The sequence below is a fragment of the Bradyrhizobium sp. S3.2.6 genome (genome assembly GCF_040546885.1).
GTDB lineage: Bacteria > Pseudomonadota > Alphaproteobacteria > Rhizobiales > Xanthobacteraceae > Bradyrhizobium > Bradyrhizobium cytisi.
Genome location: NZ_JBEPOS010000003.1, coordinates 141,271 through 152,845 on the forward strand (window position 1 = coordinate 141,271; position 11,575 = coordinate 152,845).

Below are 11,575 nucleotides of genomic sequence, written 5' to 3' on the forward strand. Positions count from 1 at the left end.
CATTCGCCACCCGGGTTCGGGCAGCGGGCGTTTTTTCGCCACACTGAGCCGGTTAGGATCGCAACCTGACTTGGTTTTGGGGGCGGGAAGGTCAACCTCGAATTAACCTTCTCGCTTTAACAAAGCGTTCATCCTCTTTCGCGCGCTAACGGGGTTGGCGGGAGAGTCCATTTTGAACGCTCGTCGACTGGGTGGGCTCATACGTGCTGGCTGGTTTCGCACGCCAATTCGCTGCGGTGTCGTTGTCCCATGCGGGAGTGAAGGTCGGATCTCGGATCGGCCTCGCCTCGCTGGTGCTGCTTGCGGCTGCCGGTTCGGTCCATAACGCCGCCGCGCTGAACGAGACCAAGACGCTCTCCTTCCACCACACCCACTCCGGCGAAGATCTCACCGTCACCTTCAAGCGCGATGGCCGCTATGACGAAGCCGCGCTGAAGACGCTCAACCATTTCCTGCGCGACTGGCGCACCCAGGACGAGACGGTCATGGACCGTCACCTCTTCGATATCCTCTGGGAAGTCTATCGCGACGTCGACGGCAAGCAGCCGATCCAGATCATCTCCTCCTATCGCTCCCCCGCCACCAACGCCATGCTCCGCCGGCGCTCCTCGGGCGTGGCGCGCTTCAGCCAGCACATGCTGGGCCATGCGATGGACTTCTACATTCCGGGCGTGCCGCTGGAGCAGATCCGCTTTGCCGGCCTGCGCCTCCAGCGCGGCGGCGTCGGCTTCTATCCGACCTCCGGCTCGCCCTTCGTGCATCTCGACACCGGCAGCATCCGGCACTGGCCGCGCATGACGCATGACCAGCTCGCCCGCGTCTTCCCGGACGGCCGTACGGTCCACGTCCCGACCGACGGCAGCCCGCTGAAGGGTTACGAGCTCGCCAAGGCCGACATCGAGCGGCGCGGCAGCGGTGACAACGCCGCGACCATCGGCAAGCCCAGCTTCCTCGCCGCCTTGTTCAAGGGCAAGTCGGCCCCCGCCAGCAGCGACGAGGACGACGAGGGCGCGGCCGAGAAGCCCGCGGCACCCACCGTGGTCGCAGCCGCCGCCAAGCCGGCCGATCCGGTCCCGACGCCCCGCGCCAAGCCGTCAGTCGCCGCCACGATCCAGCTCGCTTCGGCCGATGCGCAGCTCGTTGCGCCGCCCAAGCCGAAGCCCGCGCCCGTCGCTGACAAGCCGGCTGCCGGCAAATCTTCTGACGGAAAGCCCGAGACTCCGGCCGACATCATCAATGCCCGCGGCTTCTGGGATGCACCCGCCACGCCGCAGCAGGCGACGCCCGCCCAGGTCGCAGCCCTGAGGGCGCGCCAGGCGCTTGCCGCCGCCACCGATCCGCAGCCGACCGCGAGCGTCTCCAACGCCGCCTATCAGGCACTGGCCTATGCGCCGGCTTTCGCCTCCCCGGTCGACCGCGCCAACGTCGTCGCCGCCTCTGCGCCGATCCCGCGGGGCGTGCGCCCGGTGTCCGCGGCCCGCAACGCCGCGCCGGCCACCGAGATCAACACGGTCGTCGGCAAGAGCACCGGCGGCATGATCGCCACCGCGACCCGGCTCTCCGCCGCCAAGGGCGAGAGCATCTGGCTCAAGATCGTGATGCTGTCGCCAAGCGCCAGCCGCGCGATGTCGGTGACGCTGATGGGCGAGCTCGATACGGTTGCGTTGCGCGGTTATTTCGTGAAGCCGCAGGCCGTGATCGCGATGGGTTTCAGCGACGATCCCATGCAGGGCCTGTCCAGCGACAGTTTCTCGGGCAGCGCCACCGCCAAGCTCGAGACGACGTCCTTCGTCGTCCGCACCGCCGCGTTGCGCTGAGACTGACAGCCTAGCGCGCCTTCTTTTTTCCTCGCCGATCCAGATGATAGGTCAGCGCCAGCGACAGGCAGGCTGATAGTTCCTGCTTCGGCAGCTTGCCGGACAATGGCAGCAACAGCGCCCGGGTCTGCCGATATTCGAACTGATCGGGAAAACGCTCGCGAAACGTATCGACCAGCGTCGTCTTGCAGTTGAACAGAATCGCGGCGTGGTCGGAGTCCTTGAGGCGGCCAAGCCGGATCGTGGAGCCGCTGCCGGTCTGCTCCGTGAGATAGGCAGGCTCGCCCCATTTCAGCGTTTCGGTGAGCCGGCCGACTTCGGCATGCGCCTTGGCCGTCGCCAAGATGAGCTTGCGCACGTCGAGAAGGCGCCGGCGGATCGGCGGCGGAAAAGCCTCGAAGACTCGGCTCACCTCGCGCGGCAACGGCGGTTCGCTCACGGATTCCTCCTGGATGGATCGAGGATCAGGCGGGCAGGCTTGCTCCCAGAAGGCCTGCCTCGTAGCGCTGACGGTCGACGTCGCGCTTATAATGCTGGGTGGAGAGATGATTGGCCACCGAAAATGCCGGCTCGCGCTTGAGAACCTCGGCTGCATGAGCGCGGGCCGCAATCGCGTTGCCCATCTGCGCAAAGATCGCGGCGAGGAACGCGTGATGGGTGTGATCGGGGCGCGTGATCCGTGAGATGGCCTCGGCAGCTTCGGCGTATTTCTCGGCACAATAATAGGCACGTCCGAGATGGCTCCAGAAGCGTTCGGGGTGATACGGGTTGAGCCGCATCGCCTTCCTGATCCAGTCGATGCCCTCTTCAGGCCGGCCCAGCCAGGTCAGCAGTTCGCCCTGCTGCACCACCACGAGGTCGTAGTTCGGGTTGAGCGCGAGCGCCCGCTCCTGATGGTAGGTGGCCTTGTCATGGTCGTCGCGGTTCAGATTGAGCGCCGCGAGAATACGGTGAACGTCGCTGTCATTGTCGTCGAGGGCCAGCGCGGTCTCCAGCTCCGAAGCCACCTGCTGGAAGGTGGCATCGCGATCCGCGCACCAGCCATAGACCCAGGTCTGGCCCAGGACGCACGCCTTCCACGCGTGCGCGTGAGCATAGTTCGCATCGAGTTCGACCGCCCGGTCGAGCAGAAGTTGCGCCCGCGCATTGTCTTCGCGATTGGAGCGATGGTGCAAGACCTTTGCGGCCAGCACGCATTCATAAGCCGCCATGTTGTCCGTGGGCTTGCGGTTCGCCCGATCGTGCGTGGCCGCCTCGACGCGGCCGGGCAACGTGGCCGCGATCGCCCGGGTCATCTCGTCCTGGATGGCGAAGATGTCCTTGAGCTCGCCGTCGTAGCGTTCGGCCCAAATGTGCCGGTCGGTTTCCGCATCGATCAGCTGCACGGTGACGCGGACGCGATCTCCGGCCTTTCGCACACTGCCCTCGATGACATAATCGACGCCGAATTCGCGGCCGACGTCCTGCACCTTGACCGCCTTGCCCTTGTACACAAAGGTGGAGTTGCGGGAGATCACCAACAGGTCGTGGAAACGAGAAAGCTCGGTGATGATGTCTTCGGTCAGGCCATCCGCAAAGAACTCCTGCTCCGGGTCGCCGCTCATGTTGGCGAAGGGCAGCACGGCGATGGACGGCTTCTTCGACTTGCCGGTCGCCTTCGCAGCGCCCCTCGTGCCGTCAGATGCGCTTGCCGGACTCTCCTCCAGTCGTATCCGGTAGACGCGGATCGCACGGACGATGTTCTTGACGTTCTGCTCGCCGATATCCTCGAATGCAACGCCATCAAGGCGCTCGCCGAGCTGGTCGCGCACCGCGCTCGAGATGCAGATGCCTCCAGGCTCGGCCAGAGCCTCCAGCCGTGCCGCGACGTTGACGCCGTCGCCGAAAATATCGTTCTGGTCGACGATCACGTCGCCCAGATTGATGCCGATGCGGAATTGTATCCATCGCGGCGGCGGGACGTCGGCATTGCGTCGCCCCATCCGGTTCTGAATTTCCGCAGCGCACAGCACCGCGTCGACGACGCTATGGAATTCGACGAGCATGCCGTCGCCCGTCGTCTTGATGATGCGGCCGCGATTTTTGGCAATGGCCGGATCGATCAGCTCGATCCGGTGGGTCTTGAGGCGCGCAAGCGTGCCAGCCTCATCGGCCTCCATGAGCCGACTAAAGCCGACCATGTCAGCCGCGAGGACCGCTGCGAGCCTGCGCTCAGGTCCAGGCACATCCATTGCTCGGTCCCTTCACCGAGCACTCTAGCAGACGAGCGGACTTTGCCCAAGCTCGGTGCCCTGCAAATTGCGGCGGGACGAGGTACTCCTACCGCCGACCGGCGGCCTCATCTCCTCAGATCATCCCAAGCGCCTGCATATAGGTCTCGAGAATCGTCTCGGCCTCTGCGCGCTCGTTCGGGTCCTGCTTGCGCATGCGTACGATGGTGCGCAGCGCCTTGACGTCGTAGCCGTTGCCCTTGGCTTCGGCGAAGACGTCGCGGATGTCGTCGGAGATCGCCTTCTTCTCTTCCTCCAGCCGCTCGATGCGCTCGATGATGGATTTGAGCTGGTCCTTGGCAAATTTCGTCGCGGGCTCGTCGTCGCGGACGGCGGCGGAGGTGGCCATCTTGGTACTCCCAATGGAACTGGCAAAACGAGGTGACGCCGGCATCCTCACCGCGCGTGCTGGTGAGACCCTTAGGGTTGGCGCCGATTGCGTTCAAGCGAGCATCGCGCTCGTCCACAGCGCGCCCACACCTTCCTGCGGGGAGGCGAAGAAAGCTGTTGTGTGGTGCGACTCAAGCCGCGGGCCCCGGACAGTCCGCTCAATGGCTGTTGGAATGGACTTTCTTCATCGCCTCGAGCTGCTCAGGGCTGGTCGTGCCCTGGTGCTTCGCCTTCCAGGTCTCGTAGGGCATGCCGTAGACGGCCTCGCGGCTCTCGTCCTTGCTTAAGCTTACGCCCTGGGCGTCGGCAGCGTCCTTGAGCCAGTTGGACAGGCAGTTGCGGCAGAAGCCGGCCAGATTCATCAGATCGATGTTCTGGACGTCCGTCCGCGTCTTCAGATGGTCGACCAGGCGCCGGAAAGCGGCCGCCTCGAGCTCCGTTCTGGTTTTGTCGTCGATTGCCATGGCTGAATCCCCTTGGCCTTTCTCTTGGCTCTGATCTTGATGGTGGTCACCCTTTACGGGATCAGGTGGGGTCCCGTCACAGATTTTGCCATATCGCGGCGCAAACGGCCTCGAAGCAGCCCAGGGGCAGTTCCCCGGCTCTACGCCAAATCGTCAATCATCTGGTATACGTTCCGCGACAATGATCGCCGAATCTCCCCGCTCCGCCCTTCGCCTGCTCGCCCGGTTGGTCCCGGCGCTGGCGGTTGCTTTGCTGTGCCTCTGGGCCAGCCCGGCCTCGGCCGATTTCCGGCTTTGCAACAACACCTCGAGCCGGGTCGGCATTACGCTTGGCTACAAGGACGCCGACGGCTGGACCACGGAAGGCTGGTGGAACATCTCGTCCCGCTCCTGCGAGACCCTGCTGCGGGGAACGCTGGTCGCCCGCTACTATTACATCTACGCGATCGACTATGACCGCGGCGGCGAATGGTCGGGGCAGGCCTTCATGTGCTCGCGCGACAAGGAATTCACAATTCGCGGCACCGAGGACTGCCTGGCGCGCGGCTATGACCGGACCGGCTATTTCGAGGTCGATACCGGCGAGCAGCGGGCCTGGACGGTACAGCTCACCGATGCCAACGAGCAGCCCGCCCAGCAACGTGTCCCCGGGATGCCCGGCCCTGTTGGCCCTGGTGGCGGCGTTCCAGGTTTGCCCAATAGCCCGCCCGGTGGTACGCCCCCCGCCGCGCCTGGCCTTCCGCCAGCCCCCTCACCACCGTCTGGAAATAAGCCATGAGGCGTCTTCGCCGTATCAAGATTCTCGCGACGCTCGGACCCGCTTCTTCTGACCTCGCGATGATCCGCCGCCTGTTCGAGGCCGGCGCCGACGTTTTCCGCATCAATATGAGCCACACCCCGCATGACAAGATGCGGGAGCTGGTGGCGACGATCCGCAATGTCGAGAGCAGCTACGGCCGCCCGATCGGCATCCTGGTCGACCTGCAGGGCCCGAAGCTCCGGCTTGGCGCCTTCGCGGAAGGCGCGGTCCAGCTCCAGAACGGCCAGATCTTCACGCTGGATTCCGACAAGAGCCCGGGCGATACCACCCGCGTCAATCTCCCGCATCCGGAGATACTTGCTGCGCTGCGGCCCGGCCATGCCCTGCTGCTCGACGACGGCAAGGTACGTCTGATTGCAGAGGAGACCACGAAGGAGCACGCGGTGACGCGCGTCGTGGTCGGCGGCAAGATGTCCGATCGCAAGGGCGTCAGCCTTCCGGATACGGACCTGCCGGTCTCGGCGATGACGCCGAAGGACCGCGCCGACCTCGAGGCCGCGCTGGTTACCGGCGTCGACTGGATTGCGCTCTCCTTCGTGCAGCGCGCCGACGACGTGATCGAGGCCAAGAAGATGATCCGCGGCCGGGCCGCGGTCATGGCCAAGATCGAGAAGCCGCAGGCGATCGACCGCCTCGCCGACATCATCGAGGCCTCCGACGCCCTGATGGTGGCGCGCGGCGACCTCGGCGTCGAGCTGCCGCTGGAGCGCGTGCCGAGCCTTCAAAAGCAAATGACGCGCATGGCGCGCCGCGCCGGCAAGCCGGTGGTGATCGCGACCCAGATGCTGGAATCGATGATCCAATCGCCGGTGCCGACCCGCGCCGAAGTCTCCGACGTCGCCACCGCGGTCTACGAGGGCGCCGACGCCATCATGCTGTCGGCGGAATCGGCGGCCGGCAAATTCCCGGTTGAGGCGGTCTCGACCATGAACCGCATCGGCGAGGAGGTCGAGCGCGACCCGATTTACCGCTCCGTGTTGACGGCCCAGCGCCCCGCACCGGAATCCACCGCCGGCGACGCCATCGCCGATGCCGCACGGCAGATCGCCGAAACGCTCGACCTGCCCGCCCTGATCTGCTGGACCAGCTCGGGCTCGACCGCGGTGCGCGTGGCGCGCGAGCGGCCGAAGCCGCCGGTCGTGGCGATCACGCCGAACATCCAGGCCGGACGGCGGCTCGCGGTCGTGTGGGGCGTGCATTGCGTGGTGGCGGAAGACGCGCGCGACCAGGACGACATGGTCAGCCGCGCCGGCCAGATCGCCTTCCGCGACGGTTTCGTCCGCGCCGGCCAGCGCGTGATCATCGTTGCCGGCGTGCCGCTCGGCATTCCCGGCACCACCAACATGGTGCGCATCGCCTCGGTCGGCCCCGAGGGCAATTCGGATATCTAGGTCCGCCATCGCCGGACCAACAAAAACGCCGAAAACAACCCCATGCACAGTAGCCGGCCGATCCGGCGGGCGTGCTCGGGTTTCTCGAAAAAGCGTGCTCAGGCAATGGCTTGGGTACGATCAGGTCGCAGCCCCGATCGCACCGGCATTTCAGGCCCCGACCAGCGCCTTGGCCGTCGGCAGCAGCGTCTGCTGCACCACCAGACCGCGGGCGCGGGCGTCCATGACGCCGACGGCGCGCAGCGCAAGCAGCGTCACGGTCTGCACCGCATCGCGCATCTTGACGGGATCTTCGAGATTGTCGGGCGCAAGCGGCCCGACCAGCGCCTCGTGCAGCGCACCCAGCAGCGCGGTCGCGGCCAGCGCGGTGTCCTGTGCCGGCAGATGACCGGCGCGCACGGCAGCGTCGATCCGGGCAGCGATCTCGCCGGCAATCTCACGGCGGCTGGCAAGCCTGGAGGCGCTGACATCGACATCGACAGGCTCGGCCAGGATGCCCCAGGCGAGGCGCCGCTGCGACAGCGTATGGACGGCCACCGTAGTCACGGCCGCCGCCAGCGCGGAGGACGGGCCAGGCGCGGCATCGGCCGCGCGCCGGATCGCCGCGAGCTCGTCGCGGGAGACCTCGGAGATCAATTCGGAGATCAGCTCGGCCTTGGAGGGGAAGTAGCGATAGACGGTGCCGGCCGCGACATTGGCCCGGACCGCGACCGGTGCGATCTGCACCGCCGCCATGCCCCCTTCGGCTGCGGCTTCCCTTGCCGCCGCCAGGATGGCGCTGCGCCGAGCCGCAAGGCGCTTAACCACTTGATGCGTTCGCCGATAAACCATGGCGCGCTTCCTGTCCCACACGCTTGCCGCACGCCCGCGGCCGAACGCTTCGTCACTGCAATTGCAAATCGCCCCGCAAGGACTGAACAACTATTCAGGGGGGATGACAAGAAGCAAATGCGTGATGCCGGTTTTCGCGCTTTCCGGCACAGATTCATGCAACTTTAACTGGCCGCCCTTAGTCCTACGGTGTCCATCGGAATCGGCAATGCGCGCCACCAGCGTACTTTCTGCGTCACGCCCCGTTTTCGGAAGAGGCTGCGACCATCAGCTCATGGCGCCTTGATGCTGCAACGCGCGACAACCGCCGCTGACTTGCCCGAAGCCATGTCCATGCCGGCGGCCGGAGGTTTGCTGCGATCATCGATGGCGAACCTGCGCGGCAAGGCGCTTGTACCCCTCGCCGTTGTCGTCTGCTCGATGCTGGCGGGCGCGATTTACACCTTCGCGATGGGCGAGGATGTCAACTGGGATTGGCAGAACTACCACGAATACAATGTCTGGGCCGTGCTCAACGGCCGCTATGGCGTCGATGCGGTGCCGCCGGGCTTTCAAACCTACTTCAATCCGATCGTCTATTTCCCCGTCTATTACCTTCGCCACTATCTGCCGTCGCCGTATGGGCTGATGATCATCGGCGCAATTCACAGCCTCAACCTCGCGCTCATTTGGCTGTTTGCACGCCTGGTGCTGGGACGAACCACGACCTTCGTTGCGATCGCGGCGGCGGTCGCAATCGCGGCCTCGGGTCCGATGACGCTCTCGGAAGTCGGCACGAGCTTTTCCGACGTGCTGCTGGCATTGCCCGTGATCGGCGGTTTCCTTCTGATCCTGGTTGCGGATCGCCGGCCCGCGGTCCGCTATCTGCTGGCCGGGCTCCTGATCGGCGCCGCGGTCGGGCTGAAGCTGACCAATGTCGTCTACGCGATCGGCGCAGCCGCAGCACTGCTCGCCGCCGCGCGTCCGCTTCGGGCGACCATCCTGCTTGGGCTCGGCGGCATTGTCGGCGCGGCGCTCACCGGCGGGGAATGGTGCCTGATCGCCTGGCGCGACACCGGCAATCCGATCTTCCCGCTGTTCAATGCCGTCTTCCAGTCAGGCGAGGTCGCGGCCGTCAATCTGATGGACGCGCAGTTCATGCCGCACAGCGTGTCCGACGCGCTGGCCTATCCGTTCTACTGGCTGATGGGCGACCACAGAGGCGCGGAGCACCCGTTCCGCGACGCGCGCTTCGCGGTCGTGGCGGTCCTGCTCGTGCTCGGCCTGCTTGTGCGCATGACGCGCGACAGCGCGATCCTCACCCGACGTGACGTGCAGCTCATAGTGCTGTTTGCAGTCTCGTACCTGGCGTGGCTCGGCCTGTTCTCGATCCAGCGCTATGCGGTGGTTCTGGAATTGTTGTGCGGCCCGATCATCGTTCTGCTGCTCGCGCGCCTCGCTGCGAGCGCGAGGCCGGCATGGCCCGCGACGTCCTCGGCTCCACTGAACGCGCTGATGTTGACGGTTGCGGTAGGGATCGCACTGTGGTCACAGCCGGCGGATTGGTGGCACCGCCCCTGGTCAGAGACCTACCGGCCGAAGATCGCCGGCGAGCTCGATCAGCCCGCGACCTACTTTATCCTCGGCAAGCCACTCGCCTATATCGCGCCGCAGCTTCCGCCGCAGTCGCGCTTCTACCTGCTCGCCGATATCGGTGTGCCCATCGTCCCCGGCGGCATCTTTGACCAGCGCATCCGCGCCGGGCTGAAGGCTCCCCTGCCCGGCGGTCTCCGCGAATTGCACATGCGCGGCGAACCGGACCGCAGCGCACTGCTGGATCGCTACGCGCTTGCCATCGACCCCACCAAACCCTGTGTCGCCATCGAGGGCGCCCGCCCCGGCACTATCCTCGAAAGCTGCCCGCTCATTGAACGGGCCTCGCGTTAGTTCAGTTCGTTGATGTTGCCGCGAGCTGCATCGATGCAGCCTCGGCAGCCCGCCAGGCTGCGCAGCGGCCGAGGATCAGCCCGAACACGATGAGGATCGCCGGGAAGCCCACCGGCTGCCCGAGAAACAGGAAGGTCGCAAGCAGCGCGAACACAAGGGCCAAGGCCATCACCTCATGGCGCGCGAAACCTTCATCGAGGCCGGCGCGGATGAGAAAGGCCACCGCGATGCCCAGCACAACCAGATCATACATGAAGAGATAGGGCGTCGTGAGCAGCGTTGCCGCCGCGAGCATCGCCGCCTTCAGCGCGTAGGGCAGCCTGCTCCGCCACATCACGACCAGCACGAGGGCAACCGCGGCCGTCAACACCCACTGGAAGATCCATCCGAGCTGCTCGGTGCCGCCGACATAGCGCACCAGCGCGAAGATGCTCTGCATCTTGAACCAGGGCGCCCGTCCTTCGGTCAGGAAGGCCTGCGAGAACATCGGAATCCAGTGGAAGAAGGCCTGCCAGCTGTCGGTCCCGAATGCGAGCCAGGATGCCCCCGCGATCGTCACGGTGACGATGGCGGCGGTGAAAAGCACCGTCCACTCGGCGGCGGCGATCAGCACCAGTGGAAACAGCAGTCCATATTGGGGTTTGTAGCTCAGAAGGCCCAGGCAGATTCCAGCCAGCACCGGCCGCGTCGGCAGCAGATAAAGCATGCCGCCGATCAGGGACGCCGTGAGGAAACCATTCTGCCCGACCAGGATGTTGAGGAAGGCGGCGGGAAATCCAATCGCAAGCACCAGGCCCGCATTGCGCCCGATGATGGCGCGCATCACGGCGAGATAGGGCACCATGCTGAACGCGGCCCAGCCGATGAAGGCCACCGCATAGGGAAACTGCGCGAGGAGAGAGGCGACGAACAGGAAGGGCGGCGGATAGTGCCAGGCGAAATGGCCGACAAAATCCTGCCTGAGCAGCGCAAGCTCGACCTGCTTCTGGATGTCCCAATCCCAGGCCTGCGCGGGATGGCCCTCGAGCGCCAGTTTTCCGGCCGCCCAGACATTGACGAAGTCCGTCGGGATGCCGCGTCCGTCCGCGCCGAAGATCCACACATGCGTGAGATAGGCCGTCGGAAAATACGCCAGCGTGACGATCGCCAGCACGAACGAGATGTTGAGGAGGGTCGCAGGGAGTACGCCGTGACGAGCAACAGCAGGCGGGGCGGACGAAGCTTCGGCCATGCGGCTTCCTTTGACGCAATACGGTGACGCGGATGCGTTCAAGCCATACACCCGAGGGGCTTGAAGGAGGCTTAAGCCTGATCGTCGAATGCCCCGCGGGCAACGCAAAAGAGCCCCGTCGATGACGGGGCTCTTCGCTATTCCGTTGATCGTCCGGCTTACTTGAGGCTGGACGAGATCGAGCCGAACTTGGCGTTCAGCGTGGTGCCGAGGTTGTTGACGACGGTGATGATCGCCAGCGCGATGCCGGCGGCGATCAGGCCGTATTCGATGGCGGTGGCGCCGGATTCGTCCTTCACGAAACGCGAAATGAGGTTCTTCATAGACTGCTCCAAAGGATACACGTGGCTTCAACTGGTCTGGTCTTTTCGGCTTCCCAGCGCCGCCCGACCATGGAACCCAACGTAAGGGCAAAGACTTGCGCCGCAGTTAATT

The 11,575-nt window shown here is 65.3% G+C and carries 11 protein-coding genes; 4 read left to right on the top strand and 7 right to left on the bottom strand.

Annotated elements, in window-relative coordinates:
* Nucleotides 1–203: 203 nt before the first annotated feature.
* Nucleotides 204–1,817, top strand: a complete 1,614-nt coding sequence (locus tag ABID58_RS08430) for a peptidoglycan L,D-endopeptidase MepK (RefSeq protein WP_354032297.1) — start codon at nucleotides 204–206, stop codon at nucleotides 1,815–1,817.
* A gap of 10 nt (nucleotides 1,818–1,827) precedes the next feature.
* On the opposite strand, the gene ABID58_RS08435 is transcribed toward ABID58_RS08430, so the two are convergent.
* The 4 genes from ABID58_RS08435 to ABID58_RS08450 form a co-directional block, all read right to left on the bottom strand.
* Nucleotides 1,828–2,256, bottom strand: a complete 429-nt coding sequence (locus ABID58_RS08435) for a DUF1801 domain-containing protein (RefSeq protein ID WP_354032298.1) — start codon at nucleotides 2,254–2,256, stop codon at nucleotides 1,828–1,830.
* Between the two features lie 25 nt (nucleotides 2,257–2,281).
* On the bottom strand, nucleotides 2,282–4,048 hold the full coding sequence (locus tag ABID58_RS08440; RefSeq protein ID WP_148753987.1) for an adenylate/guanylate cyclase domain-containing protein: 1,767 nt from the start codon (nucleotides 4,046–4,048) through the stop codon (nucleotides 2,282–2,284).
* A gap of 115 nt (nucleotides 4,049–4,163) precedes the next feature.
* On the bottom strand, nucleotides 4,164–4,436 hold the full coding sequence (locus ABID58_RS08445) for a DUF2312 domain-containing protein (RefSeq protein ID WP_007596286.1): 273 nt from the start codon (nucleotides 4,434–4,436) through the stop codon (nucleotides 4,164–4,166).
* Nucleotides 4,437–4,635: 199 nt separating this feature from the next.
* Nucleotides 4,636–4,941 (bottom strand): DUF1244 domain-containing protein, encoded by a 306-nt coding sequence (locus ABID58_RS08450; protein ID WP_354032299.1) that lies wholly within the window; start codon nucleotides 4,939–4,941, stop codon nucleotides 4,636–4,638.
* Between the two features lie 181 nt (nucleotides 4,942–5,122).
* Here ABID58_RS08450 and ABID58_RS08455 point away from each other — a divergent pair, with 181 nt between their 5' ends.
* Both ABID58_RS08455 and pyk read left to right on the top strand, forming a co-directional pair.
* Nucleotides 5,123–5,719: a DUF1036 domain-containing protein gene (locus ABID58_RS08455; protein WP_354032300.1), complete on the top strand. Its 597-nt coding sequence runs from the start codon at nucleotides 5,123–5,125 to the stop codon at nucleotides 5,717–5,719.
* Nucleotides 5,716–7,152, top strand: a complete 1,437-nt coding sequence (pyk, locus tag ABID58_RS08460; protein ID WP_148753990.1) for a pyruvate kinase — start codon at nucleotides 5,716–5,718, stop codon at nucleotides 7,150–7,152. The genes ABID58_RS08455 and pyk overlap by 4 nt, the downstream gene beginning before the upstream one ends.
* 150 nt (nucleotides 7,153–7,302) lie before the next feature.
* Here pyk and ABID58_RS08465 read toward each other — a convergent pair whose 3' ends face one another.
* Nucleotides 7,303–7,983, bottom strand: a complete 681-nt coding sequence (locus ABID58_RS08465; protein ID WP_148753991.1) for a TetR/AcrR family transcriptional regulator — start codon at nucleotides 7,981–7,983, stop codon at nucleotides 7,303–7,305.
* Nucleotides 7,984–8,349: 366 nt separating this feature from the next.
* On the opposite strand from ABID58_RS08465, the gene ABID58_RS08470 reads away from it, so the two are divergent.
* On the top strand, nucleotides 8,350–9,909 hold the full coding sequence (locus ABID58_RS08470; protein ID WP_354032301.1) for a glycosyltransferase 87 family protein: 1,560 nt from the start codon (nucleotides 8,350–8,352) through the stop codon (nucleotides 9,907–9,909).
* A 1-nt stretch (nucleotide 9,910) separates the two neighbouring features.
* Here ABID58_RS08470 and ABID58_RS08475 read toward each other — a convergent pair whose 3' ends face one another.
* Together ABID58_RS08475 and ABID58_RS08480 are read right to left on the bottom strand one after the other, a co-directional pair.
* Nucleotides 9,911–11,140, bottom strand: coding sequence for a glycosyltransferase family 87 protein (locus ABID58_RS08475; RefSeq protein ID WP_354032302.1), 1,230 nt, complete (start codon nucleotides 11,138–11,140; stop codon nucleotides 9,911–9,913).
* A gap of 158 nt (nucleotides 11,141–11,298) precedes the next feature.
* On the bottom strand, nucleotides 11,299–11,463 hold the full coding sequence (locus tag ABID58_RS08480) for a Flp family type IVb pilin (RefSeq protein WP_148753994.1): 165 nt from the start codon (nucleotides 11,461–11,463) through the stop codon (nucleotides 11,299–11,301).
* Nucleotides 11,464–11,575 lie beyond the last annotated feature (112 nt).

Coding starts and splice junctions, on each gene's coding strand:
- ABID58_RS08470 (WP_354032301.1), top strand. CDS start 8,350: ATGGCGAACCTGCGCGGCAAGGCGCTTGTACCCCTCGCCGTTGTCGTC.
- ABID58_RS08445 (WP_007596286.1), bottom strand. CDS start 4,436: ATGGCCACCTCCGCCGCCGTCCGCGACGACGAGCCCGCGACGAAATTT.
- pyk (WP_148753990.1), top strand. CDS start 5,716: ATGAGGCGTCTTCGCCGTATCAAGATTCTCGCGACGCTCGGACCCGCT.
- ABID58_RS08480 (WP_148753994.1), bottom strand. CDS start 11,463: ATGAAGAACCTCATTTCGCGTTTCGTGAAGGACGAATCCGGCGCCACC.
- ABID58_RS08475 (WP_354032302.1), bottom strand. CDS start 11,140: ATGGCCGAAGCTTCGTCCGCCCCGCCTGCTGTTGCTCGTCACGGCGTA.
- ABID58_RS08465 (WP_148753991.1), bottom strand. CDS start 7,983: ATGGTTTATCGGCGAACGCATCAAGTGGTTAAGCGCCTTGCGGCTCGG.
- ABID58_RS08455 (WP_354032300.1), top strand. CDS start 5,123: ATGATCGCCGAATCTCCCCGCTCCGCCCTTCGCCTGCTCGCCCGGTTG.
- ABID58_RS08450 (WP_354032299.1), bottom strand. CDS start 4,941: ATGGCAATCGACGACAAAACCAGAACGGAGCTCGAGGCGGCCGCTTTC.
- ABID58_RS08440 (WP_148753987.1), bottom strand. CDS start 4,048: ATGGATGTGCCTGGACCTGAGCGCAGGCTCGCAGCGGTCCTCGCGGCT.